Source organism: Lactobacillus sp. B3795 (assembly GCF_026535805.1).
GTDB classification, from domain to species: Bacteria; Bacillota; Bacilli; order Lactobacillales; family Lactobacillaceae; genus Apilactobacillus; species Apilactobacillus kunkeei_C.
Genome location: NZ_JAFNPE010000005.1, coordinates 247,894 through 270,578 on the forward strand (window position 1 = coordinate 247,894; position 22,685 = coordinate 270,578).

The 22,685-nt window shown below is 36.3% G+C and carries 23 protein-coding genes; 2 read left to right on the plus strand and 21 right to left on the minus strand.

Annotated features, from left to right (window positions below):
• Positions 1 to 92 precede the first annotated feature (92 nt).
• The 14 genes from J3U50_RS03055 to J3U50_RS07330 all read right to left on the minus strand — a co-directional run bounded on the left by J3U50_RS03055 (position 93) and on the right by J3U50_RS07330 (position 13,549).
• The gene (locus J3U50_RS03055) at positions 93 to 734 is read right to left on the minus strand and encodes a DivIVA domain-containing protein (RefSeq protein ID WP_053791873.1); all 642 of its coding nucleotides are present in this window, start codon (positions 732 to 734) and stop codon (positions 93 to 95) included.
• A gap of 17 nt (positions 735 to 751) precedes the next feature.
• Entirely contained in the window at positions 752 to 1,534 is a 783-nt protein-coding gene (locus tag J3U50_RS03060) for an RNA-binding protein (RefSeq protein ID WP_054608263.1), read from the minus strand.
• A gap of 1 nt (position 1,535) precedes the next feature.
• Positions 1,536 to 1,940 carry a cell division protein SepF gene (locus J3U50_RS03065; RefSeq protein WP_034534475.1) on the minus strand — a complete coding sequence of 135 codons (405 nt, stop codon included), beginning with the start codon at positions 1,938 to 1,940 and terminating at the stop codon, positions 1,536 to 1,538.
• A 38-nt stretch (positions 1,941 to 1,978) separates the two neighbouring features.
• Positions 1,979 to 3,211 (minus strand): cell division protein FtsZ, encoded by a 1,233-nt coding sequence (gene ftsZ, locus J3U50_RS03070; RefSeq protein WP_053791875.1) that lies wholly within the window; start codon positions 3,209 to 3,211, stop codon positions 1,979 to 1,981.
• Between the two features lie 29 nt (positions 3,212 to 3,240).
• A complete protein-coding gene (gene ftsA, locus J3U50_RS03075; RefSeq protein WP_054608264.1) occupies positions 3,241 to 4,602 on the minus strand; it encodes a cell division protein FtsA in 1,362 nt (453 codons plus the stop codon).
• 109 nt (positions 4,603 to 4,711) lie between these two features.
• On the minus strand, positions 4,712 to 5,599 hold the full coding sequence (locus tag J3U50_RS03080; RefSeq protein ID WP_301945540.1) for a cell division protein FtsQ/DivIB: 888 nt from the start codon (positions 5,597 to 5,599) through the stop codon (positions 4,712 to 4,714).
• Between the two features lie 15 nt (positions 5,600 to 5,614).
• Positions 5,615 to 6,706, minus strand: a complete 1,092-nt coding sequence (gene murG / locus J3U50_RS03085) for an undecaprenyldiphospho-muramoylpentapeptide beta-N-acetylglucosaminyltransferase (protein ID WP_054608266.1) — start codon at positions 6,704 to 6,706, stop codon at positions 5,615 to 5,617.
• Entirely contained in the window at positions 6,706 to 8,085 is a 1,380-nt protein-coding gene (gene murD / locus J3U50_RS03090; protein WP_301945541.1) for a UDP-N-acetylmuramoyl-L-alanine--D-glutamate ligase, read from the minus strand. Before murD ends, murG begins: the two co-directional genes overlap by 1 nt.
• Positions 8,086 to 8,108: 23 nt before the next feature.
• On the minus strand, positions 8,109 to 9,065 hold the full coding sequence (gene mraY / locus J3U50_RS03095) for a phospho-N-acetylmuramoyl-pentapeptide-transferase (protein WP_054608290.1): 957 nt from the start codon (positions 9,063 to 9,065) through the stop codon (positions 8,109 to 8,111).
• 21 nt (positions 9,066 to 9,086) lie between these two features.
• A complete protein-coding gene (locus J3U50_RS03100) occupies positions 9,087 to 11,138 on the minus strand; it encodes a penicillin-binding transpeptidase domain-containing protein (protein ID WP_237756984.1) in 2,052 nt (683 codons plus the stop codon).
• A 98-nt stretch (positions 11,139 to 11,236) separates the two neighbouring features.
• Positions 11,237 to 11,614 carry a hypothetical protein gene (locus J3U50_RS03105; protein ID WP_041152401.1) on the minus strand — a complete coding sequence of 126 codons (378 nt, stop codon included), beginning with the start codon at positions 11,612 to 11,614 and terminating at the stop codon, positions 11,237 to 11,239.
• 20 nt (positions 11,615 to 11,634) lie between these two features.
• On the minus strand, positions 11,635 to 12,582 hold the full coding sequence (rsmH, locus tag J3U50_RS03110; protein ID WP_301945542.1) for a 16S rRNA (cytosine(1402)-N(4))-methyltransferase RsmH: 948 nt from the start codon (positions 12,580 to 12,582) through the stop codon (positions 11,635 to 11,637).
• An 18-nt stretch (positions 12,583 to 12,600) separates the two neighbouring features.
• On the minus strand, positions 12,601 to 13,026 hold the full coding sequence (mraZ, locus tag J3U50_RS03115; RefSeq protein ID WP_034531808.1) for a division/cell wall cluster transcriptional repressor MraZ: 426 nt from the start codon (positions 13,024 to 13,026) through the stop codon (positions 12,601 to 12,603).
• Between the two features lie 172 nt (positions 13,027 to 13,198).
• Positions 13,199 to 13,549: a DUF3397 family protein gene (locus J3U50_RS07330; protein WP_081006903.1), complete on the minus strand. Its 351-nt coding sequence runs from the start codon at positions 13,547 to 13,549 to the stop codon at positions 13,199 to 13,201.
• 116 nt (positions 13,550 to 13,665) lie between these two features.
• On the opposite strand from J3U50_RS07330, the gene J3U50_RS03120 reads away from it, so the two are divergent.
• Positions 13,666 to 13,785 (plus strand): DUF4044 domain-containing protein, encoded by a 120-nt coding sequence (locus tag J3U50_RS03120; RefSeq protein WP_080695541.1) that lies wholly within the window; start codon positions 13,666 to 13,668, stop codon positions 13,783 to 13,785.
• Between the two features lie 39 nt (positions 13,786 to 13,824).
• On the opposite strand, the gene J3U50_RS03125 is transcribed toward J3U50_RS03120, so the two are convergent.
• From J3U50_RS03125 to J3U50_RS03150, 6 genes are all read right to left on the minus strand, one after another.
• Positions 13,825 to 16,197, minus strand: a complete 2,373-nt coding sequence (locus tag J3U50_RS03125; protein WP_301945543.1) for a DNA translocase FtsK — start codon at positions 16,195 to 16,197, stop codon at positions 13,825 to 13,827.
• Positions 16,198 to 16,216: 19 nt separating this feature from the next.
• Complete coding sequence (locus tag J3U50_RS03130) at positions 16,217 to 16,729, minus strand: tRNA (cytidine(34)-2'-O)-methyltransferase (RefSeq protein ID WP_054608271.1); 513 nt, start codon at positions 16,727 to 16,729, stop codon at positions 16,217 to 16,219.
• Between the two features lie 14 nt (positions 16,730 to 16,743).
• The gene (locus J3U50_RS03135) at positions 16,744 to 17,595 is read right to left on the minus strand and encodes a methyltransferase domain-containing protein (protein WP_301945544.1); all 852 of its coding nucleotides are present in this window, start codon (positions 17,593 to 17,595) and stop codon (positions 16,744 to 16,746) included.
• Between the two features lie 95 nt (positions 17,596 to 17,690).
• Positions 17,691 to 18,578 (minus strand): RluA family pseudouridine synthase, encoded by an 888-nt coding sequence (locus J3U50_RS03140; RefSeq protein ID WP_301945545.1) that lies wholly within the window; start codon positions 18,576 to 18,578, stop codon positions 17,691 to 17,693.
• Positions 18,571 to 19,380 carry an NAD kinase gene (locus J3U50_RS03145; protein ID WP_054608274.1) on the minus strand — a complete coding sequence of 270 codons (810 nt, stop codon included), beginning with the start codon at positions 19,378 to 19,380 and terminating at the stop codon, positions 18,571 to 18,573. Before J3U50_RS03145 ends, J3U50_RS03140 begins: the two co-directional genes overlap by 8 nt.
• A gap of 2 nt (positions 19,381 to 19,382) precedes the next feature.
• Positions 19,383 to 20,015 carry a GTP pyrophosphokinase family protein gene (locus J3U50_RS03150; protein ID WP_053791884.1) on the minus strand — a complete coding sequence of 211 codons (633 nt, stop codon included), beginning with the start codon at positions 20,013 to 20,015 and terminating at the stop codon, positions 19,383 to 19,385.
• Positions 20,016 to 20,194: 179 nt separating this feature from the next.
• Between J3U50_RS03150 and J3U50_RS03155 the strand changes: the two genes are divergently transcribed.
• Positions 20,195 to 20,836 carry a DsbA family protein gene (locus tag J3U50_RS03155; protein WP_051592213.1) on the plus strand — a complete coding sequence of 214 codons (642 nt, stop codon included), beginning with the start codon at positions 20,195 to 20,197 and terminating at the stop codon, positions 20,834 to 20,836.
• A 38-nt stretch (positions 20,837 to 20,874) separates the two neighbouring features.
• Here J3U50_RS03155 and pepF read toward each other — a convergent pair whose 3' ends face one another.
• A complete protein-coding gene (pepF, locus tag J3U50_RS03160; protein WP_054608275.1) occupies positions 20,875 to 22,674 on the minus strand; it encodes an oligoendopeptidase F in 1,800 nt (599 codons plus the stop codon).
• Positions 22,675 to 22,685: the final 11 nt, after the last annotated feature.

Here is a 22,685-nt window from a genome sequence, read left to right on the forward strand (position 1 = left end):
GATCTGCATAGAATGATTTACAACTGACCTTCCACCATTTGTCAGCTCGCTATATTGTATCGAATTCTAAGCTTTCTATTCTCTATCTCAAGTTATTCAATTGCTTTGAATGAGCCATCAGGATAAATCTTAATAGTTGCATCTGCTGGCATTTCTTTACCTTCAGATTGTACAACTGTTTCCTTAAAATTGTCAAGGTTATTAATTTGTTCGTTAACCTTGTCGAAGTTACCGTCAATTCCGGAAATCATTTGATCCCATTCTGGGCTGTTAACAAATTGCATTTGGCTTTCAAGTAAAGTTCTGATTTTTTCTCTGAATGATTCAGTTGTCTTTCTTAAATCATCATTTGCAATAAGTAGTGCTTTAGATTGGTTTGAGATATTTTCAACGATGTCTTTAGCCTTAACGCTAGCATCATTCAAAATTTCATCAGCTTGTTTTCTTGATTGTTCAGTTACGTTGTTGGCTTCGTTTTGAGCTTCAACTTTAACCTTATCAGCAGCATTTTGTGCAATGATAATTGATTGATTCAATGAATCCTTCATACCATTAAAGTATTTTAGTTCATCTTCAGTTTGTTTCAAACGGTTCTTCATATCGATATTTTCGGATAAAGTTAATTGGTAATCCTTGATAATACGATCTAAGAATTCATTTACCTCGTCAATATTGTAACCTCTCATTTTTACAGAAAACTCTTTATTATGAATATCTTGTGGGCTAAGTACCATTGTATCTCTCCTCCAACCTATTTTTTTAATACAGAAATAATGGCTCTATATTTACCTTTTTTGGTTTGACCTTCCTGACGCTTTAAACGAATGCGACCGAATCTTCTAACTGATACAACATCGTGTGTTGTAATTTCGTAATCCGGTCGACTGTTTACCGCCCAGTTAAGGTGAACCTTTTGATGACTAACTAACTCTTTGGCATCATTTCTGGATATGTTAAATCCTTCCGAAATTAAATTATCCATTCTAAATGATGATAGAGTTGTTGACTCATCTCTCCATTCATTTTCCGGCGTAATGACGTCAGAAAATTCTGTTTCAATCAGTGAAACCTTGGTTTTACCAATTGAGCTAATTTGCATTTTTAAGAAGTCAGCAATTTCTCTTGTGCATAGGAATTGCCATCTTGTTCCGTCGGTTAAAATATCGCCAATCGTTGATCTCTCAACACCCGAACCTAATAAAGTTCCCAATATCTTACTGTGACGTAATTTTGAGAACTTTACTGGATATCTAATTTCAAACAACTTAACTTGATAATCATCTTCAGATGGTTCGAAGTATTCTGGATATATCAAGCCACGTTTCATTTCTGAGTTTGGATATCCCCCGAAAAAGGCGACCGATAAGTCACTCTGGCGGTTAACTAAAGTCGTTAAAATATAAACCTGTCTAGGATTTAAAAACTTAGTTAGGATTGGACGATATTGATTAATTGACTCATCAATTAAATCTGCACAAGAATCGATGAACGGAACTTCTTCTTTTCTAAAATGCTGTTCAATATTTTTATCCATTTTATCTTAAACGTTCATTCATTTCTTTTCTGATTTCCCCGTCTACATAGTAGTTGTGTGGAGTGAAAAGAAAGACTAATTCAGAAATTCTCTCAATATTTCCATCAATAGTGAAAACAACTCCGTTTAAGAAATCAATAATTCTTCTAGTTGCTTCATCGCTAGCAGCATCAAAATTAATGATTACAGCATTGTTATCAATTAATTTTTGCGCAATTGTTTTTACATCAGCATAAATCTTAGGTTCAAAGACGGAAATTTTGCTGTTGCGACTTTGACTTGAGTTTTTGCTAATTGAAACTACCTTATCATTGTTCTCCACTTGGGAGTTATCTTCTTCGTAAAAGTCTTCGTCTTGATCGTAATCAGTTCCGAAGAATTTACTAAAACTAAACTTAGCTGTCATTTCAATTCATTCCCTTCAAAGAAATCTAGAAAAAGTGATTAGTTCTTACGACGGAATTTAAAGAATGGAGGTAAATCGTCATCACTTGATTTATCTTCCTTTTGATTGTCACTTGAGTTGTTAGCATCAAATGGATCAAATTCTTTCTTTTGTACGTTTTCAAAACGTGTGTCAGATGGCTTGTCGCTATCTGTGTTTTCGTCGTTAGTTCTAACGTTACCTTGGTCTTCCTTGTGATGTCTTGGGCTAACTACCTTACCAGGAGTTTCTGAAACTCTTGATGGACGTGCTTGGCCGTTTAGTAGTTCTTCTGGACTAGTTTCGATTCCTGTAGCAATAACAGTAACCTTGATTTCGTCGCCTAGGTCTTCATCAATTGAAGTACCAAAGATAATGTTTACATCGCTAGTTGCAGCTTGTGCAACGATGTCTGAAGCATCTTGAGCTTCAAATAGTGACATGTCTGGGCCACCAGTGATGTTTAATAATACTTGTTTTGCACCATCGATTGAAACTTCTAACAATGGTGAAGAAATAGCCTTCTTGGTTGCTTCTGCAGTTCTGTTTTCACCTGTAGCAGTACCAACACCCATAAGTGCTGAACCAGTGTTTTGCATAACAGTCTTAACATCAGCAAAGTCCAAGTTAACGTATCCAGGACTAGTAATTAAGTCAGAAATACCTTGAACACCTTGTCTTAATACGTTGTCAGCTTCTTGGAAAGCTTCCATCATAGGTGTCTTCTTATCAACCATTTCTAATAGACGGTTGTTGGCAATTACGATTAAAGTATCAACGTTTTCCTTTAATGCTGAAACACCTTCTGCAGCATATTTAGATCTTCTTGGTCCTTCAAAAGTAAATGGTCTAGTAACAACACCAACAGTTAAAGCACCTGAGTCCTTAGCAATCTTGGCAACGATTGGAGCAGCACCGTTACCAGTACCACCACCCATTCCGGCAGTTACGAATACCATATCTGCACCTTGAAGTGCTTCTGAGATAGCTTCTTCACTTTCTTCAGCGGCCTTAGTTCCTACTTCTGGATCTGAACCTGCACCTAAACCTCTAGTTAATTTAGGTCCTAATTGGATTTTTGTTTCAGCTTTTGATGTGTTTAATGCTTGAACATCGGTATTTGCAACAATAAATTCAACACCTTTAACATCTTCAGCAATCATACGGTTAACGGCGTTACTACCACCGCCACCTACACCAATAACTTTAATTTTTGCGCCTTGGTTTTCAGTAGAATCTAATGAAAATTCCATTTTAACTTCCTCCGTGTACTTCTGTTATTTTATTCGAAAAAGTCTTGGTAAAAGCGTTTAAGTCTTCCCTTAGTGCTTTTAGCTAGTTTTGAACCAGACTTTTTAGGTTTACTTGGTTGTTGTGGTCGATTATCTTGTTGAATGTATTCAGATGAGTTATCGATTACATCATCGCCATAATCGTTACCAATGAAATCATCATTGGATTGAGTGTTGTTCACTACAGTTTTGCCTTCTAGTGATGATCTTACTAACACTTGAATTTCACTCATGTTAGCACGATACGTTACTAGTGACAATGGAAGTGAAAATGATGGGTGTCTTAATCCCATTTGATCTGGAATGTAGACTCTAACGTTAGTATCAAATCTATCGGCTGCTAATTCTGAGATTCCAGGCAATGCTGCAACTCCACCAGTTAGAACAATACCTCCAGGTAGGTTTAAAGCAGAGATACTGCTTAAACTCTTGTACATTCTAGTAAAGATTTGGTCTACTCTAGCTTGAATGATTTCTGCTAGGTATTTTTCAGAAATTCTGACTGGTTGGCTTTGACCAACAACTTCAATTGGAAATTCATTGCTTTCTGATGCTTCAATTTCATCAGCGTAACCGTAATCGCGTTTAACTTTTTCGGCACTTTCTAATGAAGTGTTAAGCACAACAGAAATGTCTTTAGTGATGTATTCTCCACCTTCACTATCTACAGTAGTGAATTTTAGTTGATGATCATGAACAACAGAAGCAGTTGTTTGGCCACCACCTAAATCGATTAGAACAGTTCCAAAGTCTTGTTCTCCATCATCTAAAATAGTCATGCCTTGTGCTAATGGCATATTGATGATTGAAGATGGATTTAATCCAGCTCTTTGAACCGCTTTTCTAATATTATGGATAATAGTCTTTGGTCCAGTGATGATACGACCCTTCATTTCAAGTCTTACACCGACCATACCTCTTGGGTCCTTTATGCCGTCAAATCCATCAACGATGAATTCATCAGCTAAGGTATCCATAATTTCTCTTTCTGGTGGTAGGTTTTTAATCATTGCAGATACAGTAACGTTTTTAACGTCTTCATCTGAAATTTCTCTTGATTGATCTGAGATAGCCACCATACCGCTGCATGGTTCAATCTTTAATTGGTTGGCAGGAATACCAACAATCACATCATGAATTTGAATACCAGCTTTTTCTTCTGCCTGGTTAACAGCTCTTCTAATTGATTCAGAAGCCTTGTCAATATCGACGATGATGCCTCGGCTAACACCTTCAGAGCGTTCGTTTCCTAAACCTAAAACGTTCATTTGGCCTTTTACTTTTTCGGCAACAATCACCTTAATTGACGTAGTTCCAATATCCAATCCAACATACATTTCTGAATTCATTATCTAAGGGAACCTCCAATTAAGCATAATTATTCTTAGATACTCTAGTTTATATTTAAGTTAGTTATAAGTTAATTTTAACACAAGAGTAGACAACTCTAAAGAACCATTATTAGTTTCTTTTTTTAGTTGTAGTTGTTGTTTTCTTAGCATCCTTATTCAGCGTTTCTTTTAGCTTAGTTTTTGTAGATGCTTTAGTGGTTGTATTGCTACTTTTCTTATCATCATTGATTGGAAATGAGTAAGCACCAACCTCTAAATTAATAACACTTTTTGTTTTTAATTGAGTGGCGATTGAGCGATAGAAGCCCATCTTATCATTAAAATCGTGCATCAAGATAATAACGCGATTACCATCTCGCATATAAACGTGTAATTCATCTGGGTACACCTTGGTTGGTGAGTATGAAATGACACGAATGTTGTCTCTGATGTCCTTAGGTAGCCTTACATACTTTTCAATCATTGATTTCAATAATGACTGATTATTAAATTTCACTATATAAGGCATCTTAGAATCATTAGGATTCTTTACAGCAATATTAGTAACCTTTCCGTTTTCTAATATTAGATACTGCTTGTTGCCACGAGTTTCATAACCAATTTCTTTATATGGTGAAACTGAAACAGAAAGATGATTAAATCCCGTAAATTTAAAATCTAACGATTTAACGCGATGATCATCATTAATAACCCTTTGGTTAATTTTATTTTTATGACCAATAACTTTAAAAATACTGTCCCCTTCATCTAACTGAAGTTCTCTCTTAATATCTTTTTGAGAGATATATCCATTTCCATTAACGCTAATACTACTAATTCGACTCATTGGCGAAACCAAGTAAATCAAGATTAGTAATAATACAACTAACGGAATGATGATATATGAGGAAGATTTCATTTTATTTTTTATCTTTTGCTTATGCAATTCAACAAAATCATCGGATATTCTTGAAGCCCTATTCGAGGATTTTTTTGAGGAAAATAATTTAGACTTCATAGTAAAGTTCCTCCATTAACGGCAAATTGATTTTGCAACTTCCAACAGACGACTTGCGGCATCACGACAACCCATTTTTCTTGAGTTTTCAGCCATTTCATTTCTCTTTTCCTTATCGTTCATGATAAAGTCAGAATTTTCAATTAATGTCTTCGCATTTAAATCATTTTCAGTAATGATTAAAGCGGCATCGTTCTTCACCAAACTCAATGCATTCTTGGTTTGATGATCAGCAGTAACGTATGGACTTGGAATTAATACTGATGGGATTCCAAGAGCTGTAATTTCGGCTAAACTAGTAGCCCCTGCTCTACCAACGATTGCATCAACCTTCGGTAAAACGTTTGGCATATCAGCAATGTAATCCTTAATTACCACATTATCGTTAATTGTTTGTCCTTTTAGTTGTTCCATAACGTCATCGTAACGCTTCTTACCGGTAACGAACACAACTTGGTAATTCTTTTCGTTGTATTGACGAATGCTTTCGCAAACAACTTTGTTAATCTTCAATGCACCTTGGCTACCACCAAAGATTAAAAGGGTTGGAACATCGTTTTTTAATCCGTATTGTTCCCAAGAAAAATCAGATTTTAAGTTTGCCACTTGTTGGGCACGTGGGTTACCAGTATAAACAGTCTTTTCCTTTGGAAATTGGCTGATGGCATCTTCGAATCCAACTGCAATCTTATCAACGTGTTTGCTTAGGAAACGGTTAGTTAAACCAACCACACTGTTTTGTTCGTGAATCATTGTTGGAATATTCATTTGTGAAGCAGCGTAAACAACGGCTCCAGAAACGTATCCACCAGTTCCAATCACGATATCCGGTTTAAATTTTTTAATTAACTTTTTTGATTTATGTAGACTCTTTAAAAACAAACTAACAGTTTTTACGTTGTATAAAGAAAGAGAACGTTTGAAGCCTTGGATTTCTAATTCTTCGAAAGCGATGTTGTGCTTTGGAACGATATCCTTTTCCAAGCCTCTAGTTGATCCAACGTATAAAACTTCAGCATCAGGATCAACTCTGCGAAGTTCTTCAATTAATGCTAGTGCAGGATAGATGTGGCCACCAGTTCCTCCACCTGAAATCATTAGTCTCATTAGTTTTCTTCCTTTCTACCTGTTTTTTGTTCTACTAGTTGGATGAATTCGTCCCCTCTTTGTTCAAAGGTATCATATTGATCCCAACTAGCATTAGCTGGAGACAATAGAACAATGTCGCCTTCTTCACTCATTGCCCATGCTTCATCCACAGCTTCCTTCATGTTATTAACAATCTTGATGTTTTTAACACCGGCCTTCTTAGCAGTGTCTGCTAACAAGTCCTTAGTTTCACCAAATAAGGTAATTGCCTTAACATGGTCGGCGAAATCATTTTCCAGTTTTTCGAAAGTGTAACCACGATCTAATCCACCGGCAATTAGAACAACGTTATCTTTAAAACTTCTCAAAGCCACTTGAGTTGCTTCAATGTCTGTAGCCTTTGAGTCATTGTAGAACTTTCTACCATCGGCAGTTAATACGTATTGGACACGGTGTCTGACACCACCAAATGTACTTAGTGCCTTCTTGATTGCGGAGTTACTCTTGCCCATAATCTTGGCAACAGCAATTGCTGCTAAAGCGTTTTGCACGTTTTGTTGACCAGGAACTCTAATTTCATCAACGTTCATAACGAATTCATCTTTAAAGAAGATTTGTTCGTCTTTCACGTATGCACCGTCTGTGCTTACTGCTTCGTATGAGAAAGGAACCACCTTAGCCTTACTACGTTTGCTTAATTCACGCCATTCTTCATTATCAAAGTTCACAACGAAAAAGTCATTTTCATCTTGATTTTCGGTAATGCGCATTTTAGCGTTAACGTAGTTTTCTCTAGTCTTATGGTAGTCAAGATGATTTGAGAAAACGTTGTTTAAAACGGCAATATGTGGATGCAATGTCTTAATGCCAACTAGCATAAAACTAGATAATTCTAAGACAATGTCATCATCCTTAGTTGCCTTTGTGGTAATAGTACTTGCTGGAACACCAATGTTTCCGGCTACGTATGAATATCCAGTAGTTCTTTCTTCGTTTAGGATGTCATTAATCATAGTTGAAACGGTTGTTTTACCATTACTACCAGTTACACCAACAATTGGTGCTTCACTGACTTGACTGGCAATTTCAACTTCAACTGTGATTGGAATATTTCTTTTAATTGCTTCTTTAATTAATTCATTATCGTAAAATATTCCAGGGTTCTTGACAATTAAATCAAAATTGTAATCATCTAAAATCTTTGGACTTTGTTTAGCATCAATTACCTCAACGCCAATTTTTTCTAACTCTTCTTTTGCGTCCGATTTCAAAGGATTAGCGTCATTTAACCAAACGTTAGCGTTTAATTGCTTTAATAGCTTAGATGCATTGATTCCACTCATTCCCGCACCTAAAACTAGTATGTTTTTATTTTGATAATCGTCAATATTTTTCATAATTCATGCTCCCAAAAATATTATTATAAAATAATTGATAAAACTCCGGTAATTGCCAAAATAGCACCTGCAGCCCAGAAGACAATATCAATCTTCCATTCTGACCAACCTAACATTTCAAAATGGTGATGGATTGGTGACATTAAGAACACTCTCTTACCAGTAAGTTTGAATGATGTAACTTGAATCATTACACTCAATGTTTCCAATACAAACATGAAACCAATCCAAATTAATGAAAGTTCATGATGAACCAGAATTGATACGGCAGCTAACGAACCTCCAAGTGCTAATGATCCCATGTCTCCCATGAAAATCTTAGCTGGCTTGTGGTTGAATACCATAAATGCACATAATGCACCAACTACAGCTAAACAAAAGATTGCAACATCCATTTGGTGTTGAACTAACGCAACAACTGCATAAGCTAAGAAGGCAATGATTGATAATCCACTAACTAAACCATCTAAACCATCAGTTAAGTTAACTGCGTTTGAGAAACCAGTTAGGTAGAAGATGATGAAAATTGCGTAGAACCAACCAAGGTGTAAATCACCCATAAATGGAATCTTTAATGCTAGTGGGAAGTGGTGTGCATAAACAAAAGTGAAGATTAGTCCACCCACAATTTGACCCGCTAGTTTTTGCCATGCTTTTAGACCTTCATTTTGACGTCTAAATAGCTTGATACTATCGTCCCACATTCCTAATAATCCATACAATACTAGGATGAACAATAGGATTAGTAGTGTTGGGTTCATCATGTGAGCAACCCCACCACTAATTAGTGAAGCAATAATGATTGCGATGATGAAAAGAAGACCACCCATTGTAGGTGTTCCTGATTTCTTTTCATGCCACTTTGGTCCTTCTTCTCTAATCATTTGGCCTTCATGCTTTCTTCTGAAGTAGCCAATTAGAGATGGCATAAAGATTAATGTAATTAAAAAACTAATTATGATTGGTAAAACAATATTCATAAACATCCTGATTTCAATCCCCTATTTAAATTTTATGGTTACCTTGGTTCCACCGTCTAGACTTGCCCCTGGTTTGACGGATTGCTTATAGGCATAACCGTCACCGTCAAGTTCGGCACCAATACCAGCCATTCGACAGTATGTCGCAACATCATATCTAGACCAGCCCTTTAGGTTAGCCATAGTCTTACTACCATTGGTTTGAACGATTACCAATCGATTCTTTGAAACTTTTTCGTTGGCATCAATTGATTGATCTAATACTTTATCCCCGTCACCAATAATTGAGTATTTCAAACCGGCAGCTTTTAGTTCTGCCTTAGCTTCACTGGTTGATTTTCCAGTAATGCTTGGAACCTTTAGACTATTTTCATTTTCAGCATTTACGTTTTCTTCCAATGCTAATCTCATTACTGGGTTAAAGATTTCGGCCATTAATTGTGAAGCTGTCTTAGTTCCAGTTAAATGAGGTTGTTTCATTGTTATATATAAGATGTATTTTGGATTATTTGCTGGTGCAATTCCGGCAACTGAGTATAGGTAACTGTCGTCACCAGATTCGTATCCAGACTTACCATCACTGACTTGGGCAGTACCAGTCTTTGCGGCAATCTTGTATCCTGGAATCTTGTATGCTCCACCAATACCGTATGATTTATAAACAACATCTTCCATATGTTGAATAACTTGTTTTGCTGTACTTGCGGTAATTGGATGACCAACTACCTTCTTTGGATATGATTTAATAACCTTCTTGGTCTTTGGATCCACAATCTTTGTAACAAGTCTTGGTTGTAACATTGTACCACCGTTAGCGATTGAAGTTAATGCCCTCATCATTTGCATTGCATTAACTTGGATACCTTGTCCAAACGCTGTATTAGCTTGTTCGATTGGGTAGTTAAATTGAACGCTTCCAGTTTCTTCGCCAGGGAAACCTAAGTTAGTTGAAGTAAAGAATTGGAAACGGTTCATGTAGTTTCGCCAAGTCTTGGCACCCATTTGTTGTTCAAGGTGGGCCATGGCAACGTTACTTGATAATGCGAAACCTTTGTTATAGGTAATGTCACCCCAACCGCTAGTATTCCAGTCAGGAACAACCTTACCATCAACTAGGTATTTACCAGAATGATATGTGGCATTTCCGTTATAGTGACCACTGTTAATTGAGGATGCAACAGTGAAAATCTTCATTGTTGAACCAGGTTCGTATGAATCTTGAATCAATGTGTTACGCCAGATGCTACTTAGTCCCTGCTTAGTAGTAGCGTTAAATGTAGGACGTTGAGTAGCAGCTAAAATGTCACCAGTTTTGGCGTTCATCAAGACGGCATTCATTGTCTTTGGATGAACTTGGTTGTAAACACTGGTCATTTCAGTTTCTAGTAATGATTGAAGACGATAGTCTAAAGTAGTGTAGACGTCGTCACCATTCTTAGCTGGCTTATTAACACTTTCACCATTATCAACTTCAACACCTGCGTTGTTTAGTTGAGTGGTCTTGTATCCGTTCTTCCCAGTCAATAATTCGTTATATACCTTTTCGATTCCCATTTGACCAGTTAGTGAAACTTTACTATCGCTAGAGTTTGAGTTAGCAGACGCATATCCAATGATGTGAGAAGCAAAGACACCGTTTGGATATAGTCTTGATGGTTGTTGTAAGAAGTTCAAACCTGAGATGTGGTATGAATCTAGTTTTTGCTTTTGAGTTAATGAAATATTAGTACCGGCTGAACCAAATTCAACTTGAAATGCATTGGTACTAGGATTTAGATCCTTTAATGCTTGCTTATAAGAAATTGGTAACACTGAAGAAATTGCTTTGGCAGCTTTTTCCTTATCAGTGATGTACATTGGCTTGTTATCCAAACCAACTTGTTTCTTATTCAAGATGGCATACATTGTATAAACGTTAGTATCTTCAGCAAGCGGTTGACCGTTCGCATCGTAAATAGTTCCACGTTTAGCAGAAATCACGTTGCTTTGAGTGTACAAACTCTTCGCCATTTCGCTTAAGTTGTATCCACCAACGTTTTTAAATACTGATACATATGTAAATCTCAATACCATACACAAAAAAACGCCTAGACATAGCAATAGTAAAAATTGTCCATAGCGGCTACGGTTTTCTCGGCGTTTTTTTTGTTTGTTCCGATTATTTAATTTATTCATTTGCTAACATTCCTTACGTTTTTATTGGACAAAGATAAATCGGCTTGTTTAGCAATTTTTTGTAGACGATTTCCGCTTTGAAGTTCACTTACTTCTTGCTTTAGTGTACTGTTATCATCTTTAACCTTGCCTAATAAATTAGTTGTTACTTGAAGTTCTGTGGCGTGGTTACCTAGTGCAATCTTTTCACCAACTAGACCAACCATTAAAAAGAATACAAGTGAACATCCTAATATTACAACAGTTTTTTCAAATTTTGACAATCCAAGTCTTACATTTGATTTTACTTCTGGATTTTGTTGTTTTTGTTGTTCCCCTGCGGAGTAATAACCAGGGGTAGCGTATACGCTATTAGCTAGATTATTTTGTGCCATCAGATTAACTCTTCTCTCTATTATTTATTAATTCTCTCAATAACTCTCAATTTTGCACTATGCGAACGATGATTATCTCTCAATTCGTCATCACTCGGTAGTATTGGTTTTCTATTAATTAGTTTGTAGTCTGGTTTCATGTTATCTGGAATGATTGGTAAACCACTTGGTAAATCTTCAATCGTGGTCTTTTCCTTAAACATCGTCTTAACTAATCGATCTTCTAATGATTGGAAAGTAATGACGCTCACTCTTCCGTTTACATCAATTAAATCGATTGCCTTTTCCAATGATTCTTCCAAAGCACCCAGTTCGTCGTTCACGGCAATTCTCAATGCCTGAAAGACTTTCTTGGCAGGATGACCACCGTGACGTCTTGCCGCGGCTGGAATACCTTCCTTAATGACATCAACAAGTTGTTCGGTTGTGTCGATTGAATGGTTTTCTCGGTTCCTTTCAATCGCTCTTGCAACTTGCTTAGAAAATTTTTCTTCTCCATAACGGAAGAAAATCTTCACTAATTTTTCGTATGGCCATTCATTGACGATTTTCCATGCGTCTAATGGATTTCTCTGATCCATTCGCATATCTAATCGTGCATCATGTTGATAACTAAAACCTCTGCTTGCGTCATCAAACTGTGGAGATGAAACTCCTAAGTCATACAGAATTCCATCAACAGATTGAATTCCTAATTTGTTCATTTCTTCTTGAATGTATCTAAAGTTGCTTCTAACAAAGGTAACCTTATCTTCATCTATGTATTGCTTGAGGTTAGTTTTGTTATATTCGATTGCCACTTCATCTTGATCGAATGAATAAAGATGACCAGATGTTAATTGTGACAAAATTCGGGCACTGTGGCCTCCCCCACCGAGGGTACAGTCAATGTAAATACCATCGGGTTTAATATTTAATCCGTCAACTGCTTCTTTAAGTAGTACAGTTTCATGATGAAATTCCGTCATAATTAGTCACCTTCTTTTCTAAAAATCAATTAAGTCTTCAGCAATGTCGTCAAACTCTTCACCAGCAGTAGCTGAGAATTCGTCCCACTTTTCCTTGCTCCAGATTTCAATTCTTGTGGAAACCCCCACAATCACACATTTCTTTTCGATACCAGCGTAGTTAATCAAAGTATCTGGAATGTTAATTCTTCCTTGGCTATCAACCTTACTTTCGTCGGCGGCTGAGAATAGAAAACGTGAAAAGTATCTTGCTGACTTCTTGCTTACAGGAAGTTGGTTAATCTTTTCTTGAACCTTTTTCCATTCATCCATAGGATATCCGAATAAACATCCATCAAGTCCACGTGTGATGATGAAGTTAGCACCTATTTCTGATCTAATCTTGGAAGGAATGATCAAGCGCCCTTTTGAATCTATTGAATGTTCATATTCACCCATTAACACGCTTCTTCACTCCTTCCAATTTATATTACCTTGATTTTACCACTATCCACCACTTCGTACCACCTTATTATTAAATTTCTTCCAATATGTACTAATTTTCACCACATTTAGATTAAAATCCACTAATTTTAGACAATGAAAAAAGAGCTACCAACGTTGGTAGCTCAAGGTTTTAAAGCGTTTTTGCTGCAATTATCAAAATGGTGGAGGACCAGACCACAAAAAAGTAAATTACTGAAAATCTCCACAAGAATTTGTAAAAAATCCCCACTTTGGCATTACTACGTGTAAACAAGTAGTAGATTGCGTATGTAATCCCAATGATAACAAGTCCTAACCATACATATGGTAAGAACGATTGATCGTGTTTATCCAATGATAATTGGTAGATATAATAGCTCATGATAATTGGAAAGAAATCACTCGCTCTAATCGAAATCTTATAAAGTTTGCTAATAATTTTTTTGACGATATTGAACAGTAAGGAAAATAGGAATAAGAATACCACCTGAACTAATACCATGGTCAAAAATCCAAACGGAGAAATAACAATCACCTCAATATGAATTAGTTTGCATTATTCGCTGATGAACTGTAAACTTTAAAATATATTATTAATTGCGGAAAGTGGTGTTAATAATGGCTAAGAAAAAGAAATCTAGATTTCAAATCATTACCATGATCTTTGTTTGGTTAATGATTATCTCAACTGTTGGTGGTTTAGTACTAGGTGCTGCCTTCCAACTATTTGAAAACTAATAAAAAATGGAACCTATCAAAATGATGGGTTCCATTTTTTTAGTCATTATCAGGTTGTTTATAAACCTCTCTTGGTTTACTTCCTTCCTGAGGGCCAATGTAACCACGTTGTTCTAAGTCATCAATAATTCTAGCTGCACGATTATAACCAATTCTAAAGTTACGTTGTAATAATGATGTACTTGCCTTTTGTTCTTTTACAACAAATGCTAATGCATCATCGAATAAGTCGTCTTGGTCTTCGTTTTCTTCGTCGACCTTGATTTCTTCATCCGTAACAATCATATCGTCGTCATATTCGGCAGGTTGTTGTTCTTTAATATAATCTACCACATTTTCAACATCTTGATCAGATATAAATGCACCTTGCACACGGCTTGGCTTATTCTTATCGATTGGTAGATATAACATATCACCACGACCTAATAGTTTTTCGGCACCATTAGTATCTAGGATGGTTCTAGAATCAATCCCACTTGAAACGGCAAAAGCAATTCTAGATGGCACGTTAGACTTAATTAGACCGGTAATAACGTCAACTGATGGACGTTGGGTTGCCAAAATCATGTGAATTCCAGCAGCACGTCCCATTTGAGCCAATCTAATGATGGCACCTTCAACGTCATTTGAAACAGTCATCATCAAGTCAGCCAATTCATCAACAACAACTACGATGTATGGAAGTGGTTTTAAATCTCCACGTTCTTCTTCGGTCATCCCTTTTACATATTCATTAAAAGTACTAATCTTTCTTTGATTATGCTTAGCAAACAAGTCATATCTGTGCTCCATTTCTGCAACAACCTTGTTAAGGGCTCTTGCCGCCTTCTTAGGTTCTGAAACAACTGGTGATAACAAGTGTGGAATCCCATTGTAAATTCCTAATTCAACCTTCTTAGGATCAATTAGCATCATCTTAACTTCACTTGGTTTAGCATTCATTAAAATGCTAGTAATGATTCCGTTGATGGCAACGGACTTACCACTACCGGTTGAACCAGCGATTAATAGATGAGGCAACTTAGTTAGGTCGGTTGTAATAACCTCCCCACTAACGTTTCTTCCCAATGGCACTGTCAATAATCCATGCTTGGATTGTTGTGATGTTTTGACAACATCCTTAAATGACACCATTGCGACCTTCTTGTTTGGTACTTCAATCCCGATTAATGATTTACCAGGAATTGGTGCTTCAATACGAATATCCTTAGCTGCTAATGCCAAGGCCAAGTCGTCTGCTAGGTTAACAATCTTGCTAACCTTAACACCAATTGATGGGTGTAATTCATATTCGGTAACTGAAGGTCCCAAGTTAACATTCTTAATTTCGGCATCAACACCAAAACTGTTCAATGTCTTCTTCAATACGGTTGTATTGTGGTCGATATTTTTAAATTCATCTTTTTGGTCACTTCTAGCCACATCGGATAATAAACCAATTGGTGGCAATTGATAGTTTGAATCATCTATATCCTTAATATCGATTCCCTTACTATCATTTTCGGTGTGTCCGTTGATAATTTCAGATAGCTTTGGTTTATTTCTTGTATCTTGATTGTAGTCATCTGCTGACTTGAAGTCGGAACGATCCAGATTAGCTTCTGGCTTACTCTTTACCTCTGGTTTTTCAGGTTCGTTATCCATCCAACCTGAAAGCTTAATCTTAGGCTTTTCCTCGGAAGCAGCTGGGGTCTTTCTTCTTTGAACCCTAGACATTGAATTAACGTCTTCACTCGGTTCATCGTCTTCTTGGTTAGCCTCTTTTTCTTCTAAACGGCGTTGCTTACGTTCTTCAATCGCAGAACCAATCTTTTGTGATGATTCTTCAGAGTACTTTCTAACGTTATCCATGACTTTGTTCATTGGAACGTTAAAGAATACGATTAATCCGACAATCATCATAATGATTGATAGAATTTCTGAGCCCAAAATTGAAACCAAGAAATCAAATACTACTAATAAGCATGCCCCAATCATTCCACCACCAACTGATGAAGCATCGGTTAGATGAATGAAATCTTGGCTAATTAAAGATAGTGTCTTTGATATAAAGGCATTGTCGCTACTGTTTGAAAACAATAATGCTGATAAGAACAGTGTTAAACCAAGGTAAAAGATGGTTCCACCAATTATCCAACGCTTATTGTATTCAAGCTTAGGCCCCTTAATTAGGTAAATAAAACCAACAACTAATGCAATCAACAATCCAAATGGACTACTATCTCCGATAAAGAATCTAACGATATTATCAAAAGTGATTCCTAAAAAGCCCAATTTAAATAGACTGAATGCACTAACCAAAATCATAATAAATCCAATAATATGATTTTGATACTTGCTATCGATATTAAATAATTTGGCATTGGTGGTTGTTTTTTTCTTTTTACGCGCGCTTGTTTTTCTCTTTGCCAAATTGATTACCCCTTATCATTTATTTTAGTTTGTCGTATTCGTATTTGTGTGTTCTTTCAAGGTTCGGAAATGATTGTTGTCTTAATGCTTCGTAAATAACGATGGCACATGTGTTTGATAGGTTCAACGCACGAATGTGAGTATCGTCTTGTGGAATTCTGATTGCCTTTTCTTCATTATCACGCATGAACATTTCAGGTAATCCGGTGGTTTCCTTACCAAACATGAAGTAATAGTTGTAGTCATCGTTTGTGTAATCACGATCTGTGTAGTCGTGGTTAGCAAACTTAGATACTAAGTAAAGTTTGTCCTTTTCGCCTAGTGTGTTCATGAATGCTGGTAGGCTTTCGTGATAGTTAATATCAACCTTGTCCCAGTAGTCTAATCCCGCTCTTTTTAGATGCTTATCATCAACTGAGAATCCTAGTGGTTTAATTAAGTCCAAAACAGTGTCGGTACCGGCACATGTTCTTGCAATGTTACCAGTGTTAGCTGGCATTAATGGTTCAAATAAAACAATATGGTTAGTCATAATTTTTCCTCGCTTTAAAACTGATTATCTAATATTGATACATCAACCGTGATTGATGTTAGTGATTCAACCTCTGCTTGTGTTAAATCTTTCGCATTATGGCCCCAATGAAGTGGTGTCATAATCATTAAATCGTGAGTTAACTCTTTTGGTAACTCAACGGTGTATTTCACATCGTATTTCTTCGCATTTGGATAATGCTCCATAAATAAATCGACAACCTTTTGGTTATCATAGCTACTATTTTCGCTATCATTACCATAAAGTTTTTGTCTTAATTCATATAGGTAATGTGAGTTTGGCACTATCTTAATCAAGTGACCCTTTGGTGCAATAATTCGATTAAATTCCTTGTAAGCTGATGGGGAAAATAAATCCATAATAATATCAATACTTTGATCATTAAATGGAAGGTTCGCCAAATCAGCAACACAGAAAAACATTTGGTCGCTTAATTCACTGGTTGATAGGTTGACCCCTGGTTTAGAAATGTCAAAACCAATTGCACTATCCACGTTCTTTCTTAAGTCTTCCAAACGTCTTAGCGGTGTTCCTTCACCACTACCGATGTCAACGATGTTCTTATGCCCGGCATCGATTAGTTCATTAATCTTGTGTAAAATGCCATCGAAGAAACCAGCCTGCATAATTCTTCGTCTTGATTCTAACATATCCCCATCATATTCTGTATTCACCTTATGGTTAATAAATTGAATAGTTCCCTTTTTGGAAATATCCAATGAGTGGTTGTTAGGACAAACGATTGAATTATCAACTTGCTTAATAAATGATTCTTTACATACTTGGCATCTAAATAAATCGATATTTTGTTTTAAAAATTGCTTTGCAATTTCGATTTTTTTCATATCTAAATCATCCTTATCCAATTCAATATATAAGTATATCATATTCGTAAAGTCTTCATTTACAGGAACTAAAAAAAGACCCTAATATCAAGATATTAGAAGCCTTGAATAATTGACGACATGTCCGTAGGAATTTTTGATTCACAGACTACGTCTTGTTGTGTAAACGGATTATAAAATTTCATTTTGTAGCAATGTAGTGCCTGACGATCCAATTCATGGTTGTCAGGATTGTAAAGCCAATCCCCAATTAATGGGTGGCCGATTGCCTCGAAATGAACCCTGATTTGATGGGTTCGTCCCGAATGTAGCTTAATATTCACCAATGAATGACTAGGTGTATTTTGTACCACCCATGCCTCCGTCTTGGAAGATTTTCCACCATCCATCACACATCTTTTAATAAACGAACCGGGTTTTCGATCAATCGGTAGGTTAATTTCTAGATGCTTATCATTCAATGGATTTTCCACAATTGCAACATACATCTTTTCAATTTGATGGTGTTGCATTTGCTTATCTAATACAGAATGCGCAAAGTGATGCTTGGCGAAAATGATAATCCCGCTGGTGTCCATGTCTAATCGATTCACGATATGAATCTTTTGATTGTCGTAATCATGTCTTAGAAAGTATCCCTTCACTCGATTAGCAATCGTATCATTTTTATATAAATGAGATGGTAGACATGCCACGTGAGCTGGTTTATCAACAACCAAGAAGTGATCATCTTCATACAAAATATTGATTGGTAGATTTGATACCGCAATAATATCGTTAGCTGGTTCGGGTGGTAACGTGATGGTTACCTCGTCGCCTTGAGCCAACATATAATTGACCTTCTCTTCGGTTCCGTTGACTACAATTTTGCCGCCTTCGAATTTAATCTGTTTCAATAGTGTACGCGAAATACCATTTTGGCGTAAGAACGTTCTTAATCGGATGGGACTGTCCTGTTGATTGGACCAGGTGAAACTAGTCATCCTCGTGAACTCCGATGAATGAATTGCTTACACGTTTCCAGAAATGGGTGTGACGATATTGAGCGAAGTAAATTCTATCGTTACAGATGGAATATGAAATTGATTTAATTGGACGATCAGAAATCAATAACTGGTCACATGTTAAAATGTTGTGCTTTGGTGAATCAGGAACAATTGTGATTGTTTCATCAGGTGGCACAATTACAGGTGAACCCAATGTTCTAAAGACACGGTTATTGATTGATGCCATTTCAGATACTTGAATGGCGTTTAGTTGAGGATTAATGATTGCCCCACCAACTGACTTGTTATAAGCGGTAGACCCGGTTGGTGTGGAGACACAAAGTCCATCCCCTCTAAACTTTTCAAAAAATTCACCCTTGATGTAAATATCGGTAACCATTGTTCCGTTAATGCGTTTTAAGGTAGATTCATTTAGCGCAACGAAACTATCGTCTGGTCCACCATCGGTGTATTGAACCTTGATTGATAGCAATGGATAGCTAACACTTTGACCATTATCATCTTCCAAACTGTCGACTAGTTCTTTTACTTCATAGTCACGCCAGTCGGTGTAAAAACCAAGGTGGCCAGTATGGATTCCCACAAAGCGAATCTTGCTAATTGCATCGCGATAATGATGAAAAGCTGACAAAAGTGTTCCGTCTCCCCCAACGGAAATCACAATTTGCGGATTTAATCCATCGTATTCAAGTTTTTCAGACGCATCAATTTTTTCTTTTAATTGTGTAGCAACCTCTTTGGATGTAAATCCGTCGTTACTATAAATTGCAACCTTCATAACTATTCATCCCTATTATGTTCATTTTTGGTTCCATCTTCTTGAGTTTCAATTAACTCATCTCTGATTTCAGACATCCCTTCATCCAACTTGAATGCTGTTTCCGCAGATTGTTGAAGACGCTTCTTCAATTCTTCTGGGAATTCACCATTGTACTTATAATTTAGGGAATGTTCTACTGTTGCCCAGAAATTCATGGCAAGTGTTCTTACCTGAATTTCGGCTAAAATTTTCTTTTCTCCACCGACTAATTCGATTGGATACTCAAAAACAATATGGTATGAACGATATCCACTAGCTTTTTCACGATTAACATAATCACGTTCTTCCAAGATATTAATATCGCTTCTTCTTCTAAGAATATCGACAACAACGTAAATGTCATCGACAAATGGACACATAATTCTAAGTCCCGCAATATCTTCCATATCTTGAGATAAACGATCTTCTGATACATAGCGGCGTTTCATTTTTTCTTTAATACTGTCGATTGGTTTGACTCGACCAGTAACAAACTCAATCGGACTTCTTTTATCCGATTGAATGAATTCTTTACGAATTCCTCTTAATTTGACCTTTAATTCACCTACGGCTTGTTCGTATGGAAATAAAAAGTCACTCCAGTTTTTTATCACTAGGCTAACCTCCTTGTTAAACCTAATTTACTACATTATTTTACCACACTATTCAAGAAGTAAAAAAGCAAACAATTTTTTACCGTTTATGAGCGAAATGGTTGTATTTACCGGTGTATTTGGTATTCTATTTAATGGAATTCATAGAACGAAACAAAAATCTTAATGGAGGGATAAAAGTGTTTGAACTATTTCTGTTTATAGATCCATTGTGTAAAGCATGCAGGAATTCAGAAAATACCGTTTTACAGATTTCTGAAGACGTTGATTCAAAATTTAAGTTGCAGTTCATTCCGATTTACAATCTAAAGGTTGTCCAAACCGACTTCTGCAACTCAAATAATCAACTTAAAAAGCGATTATCTTCTGAAGAACTTTCTGCCTTATACAGAAACGTTGTCTTAGATTATAAGGCTGCCTTATTCCAAGGTATGAAAAAAGGACGTAAGTTCTTAACAGCGATTCAGGATAAACTATTGACTGAAGGTTACATCTACTCAGACGAAATGGCAATTGAAATTGCTAAGAAATGCGGTCTAGATGTTGAAATGTTTAAGGAAGATCGTCGTTCAAACCTTGCTAAGAAATCAATCAAAAAAGACCAAGATTTGGTCCAAAACATGAAGATTGAAAAACCAGCTTCAGCTGTTATCTTCAACTGTGAAGGAAACGATGATGGTATTTTAACTGATGACATTGAATATTCAACATTATTCAATGCCTGCTGTGATAAAAACTTAACTCCCGAATACTTAAAGGATGCATTAAGCGAAAGCAGTCTAAAAGAAACTAAAATGAAACACCTTCGTGTTCTAAAATAAAAAAAGCTTCCAACGAAAAGTTGGAAGCTTTTTTGTTATTAAATTAATGATTCTAATTCATTTAATCTTTCTTCAAAGACCTTGAATGCATTTTCTAGGTAATCAGCATTAGTCATGTCGATACCAGCTTTTTTCATTACGTTTAATGGATAATCAGAACTACCTGATTTTAGGTAACCGATGTACTTATCAATTGCTTCTTGGTCGTTTTTACAGATGCCATCTGATAAATCAATGGCGGCTGCAAAACCAGTAGCATATTGATATACATAGTAATTCATGTAGAAGTGCGGAATTCTGGCCCATTCGTATGCGATTTCTGGATCAGATACCACTCCGTCACCATAATAGCGTTGGTTTAACTTGTAGTAGAAATCACTTAGCATCTTAGCTGTTAGTGGGTTCCCCGCTTGTTCTTGTTGGTGAGCAAAGTCTTCAAATTCAGCAAATTGGGTTTGTCTGAATATAGTTCCTTTGAAACCATCTAGGAAGTGATTTAATACGTACTTTTTAACTTCAACATCATCGGTATTCTTCAAAAGATAATCGGTTAAGATATTTTCGTTAGTTGTTGATGCGATTTCGGCTAAGAAGATTGAGTAATCACCATATTGGAATGGTTGGTTATGGGTTGTGTAGTAACTGTGCATACTGTGACCTGATTCGTGAACAAGTGTAAACAAGTTATCAAGGTTATCTTGCCAGTTTAATAAGATGTATGGGTTAGTGTCGTATACTCCTGATGAGTATGCCCCACTTCTCTTCCCCTTGTTTTCAACTACATCAATCCAACGATTGTTAAATTCTTCCTTGATATGATCAATGTAATCATCCCCAAGGATTGATAATGCCTTAATTGATTCTTCCTTGGCTTCATCAAAGTTGTATGAGATTGGTGAATTACCAAATAAAGGTGTGTATAAGTCATACATGTGCATTTCATCTAAAGAAAGTAGCTTCTTTCTTAGTTTAACGTAGCGATGTAATAAAGGTAGGTACTTATTAACAGTATCAATTAGTTGTTGGTATACCTTTTCATCGATATGGTTATTGCTCAATGCAGCTTCCTTAGCTGAGCTAAAGTGACGCATTGAAGCTCTAAAGTTATGAACCTTCACTTCACCAGAAAGTGTTGATGCTAAAGTGTTCTTGAATTGGTTATAAACTGTGTATAACTGTTGGAATGCTTCCTTACGAACACTTCTGTCTGTGGATTCAAGTAACTTACTGTAGACCCCGTTTGATAGTTCAACCTTGTTACCGTCTTCGTCTGATACAATTGGGAACTTCAAGTCGGAATTGGTCATTACACCATAGACGTTTGAAGGGGTATCAAAGATGTTACCTAAACTTGATAGAATTTTTTCATGTTCAGCATCTAAGATATGGTCCTTTTGGCTGAATAGTTCATCAAAGTAGTGTGTGTAATCTGCTAGTTCTGATTCTTCAGCTATCATCTTCTTTAGATCATCTTCACTGATGTTTAAAACCGCCGGTTCAAACCACGCTAGTGCAGATGATGCTTTAGATGCTAAATCAGCACATCTTGCATTCATGCTTTGGTATTCTGAATTTGATGTATCAGCATCACTCTTCAACGATGAGTACACATATAATTTTTCAACTTTACGTTCTAGTTTTTCGATTGCTTTTAAATCACTTAAAAGTGTTTTGGCATCAAAATGATCAATCTTTAACTTTTCAACAGCTTCGACTTCTTTGACGCATTCTTTGAAATCAGCTTCAAAGTCATTATCTGTCTTATAGATAGTTGTTAAGTCCCAGGTTAATTTTTCTGGTACTTCTGATCTCTTTGGTAATTGTTTTACTTCACTCATAAAAACACCGC

Bases quoted from the DNA above. Each gene is read 5' to 3' on its own strand.
- J3U50_RS03135 (WP_301945544.1), bottom strand. From the start codon at position 17,595: ATGAAAAAAATCGAAATTGCAAAGCAATTTTTAAAACAAAATATCGAT.
- murD (WP_301945541.1), bottom strand. From the start codon at position 8,085: ATGAAAAATATTGACGATTATCAAAATAAAAACATACTAGTTTTAGGT.
- pepF (WP_054608275.1), bottom strand. From the start codon at position 22,674: ATGAGTGAAGTAAAACAATTACCAAAGAGATCAGAAGTACCAGAAAAA.
- J3U50_RS03120 (WP_080695541.1), top strand. From the start codon at position 13,666: ATGGCTAAGAAAAAGAAATCTAGATTTCAAATCATTACCATGATCTTT.
- rsmH (WP_301945542.1), bottom strand. From the start codon at position 12,582: ATGACGGAATTTCATCATGAAACTGTACTACTTAAAGAAGCAGTTGAC.
- J3U50_RS03060 (WP_054608263.1), bottom strand. From the start codon at position 1,534: ATGGATAAAAATATTGAACAGCATTTTAGAAAAGAAGAAGTTCCGTTC.
- J3U50_RS03100 (WP_237756984.1), bottom strand. From the start codon at position 11,138: ATGGTATTGAGATTTACATATGTATCAGTATTTAAAAACGTTGGTGGA.
- J3U50_RS03145 (WP_054608274.1), bottom strand. From the start codon at position 19,380: ATGAAGGTTGCAATTTATAGTAACGACGGATTTACATCCAAAGAGGTT.
- J3U50_RS07330 (WP_081006903.1), bottom strand. From the start codon at position 13,549: ATGGTATTAGTTCAGGTGGTATTCTTATTCCTATTTTCCTTACTGTTC.
- J3U50_RS03055 (WP_053791873.1), bottom strand. From the start codon at position 734: ATGGTACTTAGCCCACAAGATATTCATAATAAAGAGTTTTCTGTAAAA.
- ftsZ (WP_053791875.1), bottom strand. From the start codon at position 3,211: ATGGAATTTTCATTAGATTCTACTGAAAACCAAGGCGCAAAAATTAAA.
- murG (WP_054608266.1), bottom strand. From the start codon at position 6,706: ATGAGACTAATGATTTCAGGTGGAGGAACTGGTGGCCACATCTATCCT.
- mraY (WP_054608290.1), bottom strand. From the start codon at position 9,065: ATGAATATTGTTTTACCAATCATAATTAGTTTTTTAATTACATTAATC.
- J3U50_RS03140 (WP_301945545.1), bottom strand. From the start codon at position 18,578: ATGACTAGTTTCACCTGGTCCAATCAACAGGACAGTCCCATCCGATTA.
- J3U50_RS03105 (WP_041152401.1), bottom strand. From the start codon at position 11,614: ATGGCACAAAATAATCTAGCTAATAGCGTATACGCTACCCCTGGTTAT.
- J3U50_RS03130 (WP_054608271.1), bottom strand. From the start codon at position 16,729: ATGACTAACCATATTGTTTTATTTGAACCATTAATGCCAGCTAACACT.
- J3U50_RS03065 (WP_034534475.1), bottom strand. From the start codon at position 1,940: ATGACAGCTAAGTTTAGTTTTAGTAAATTCTTCGGAACTGATTACGAT.
- J3U50_RS03080 (WP_301945540.1), bottom strand. From the start codon at position 5,599: ATGAAGTCTAAATTATTTTCCTCAAAAAAATCCTCGAATAGGGCTTCA.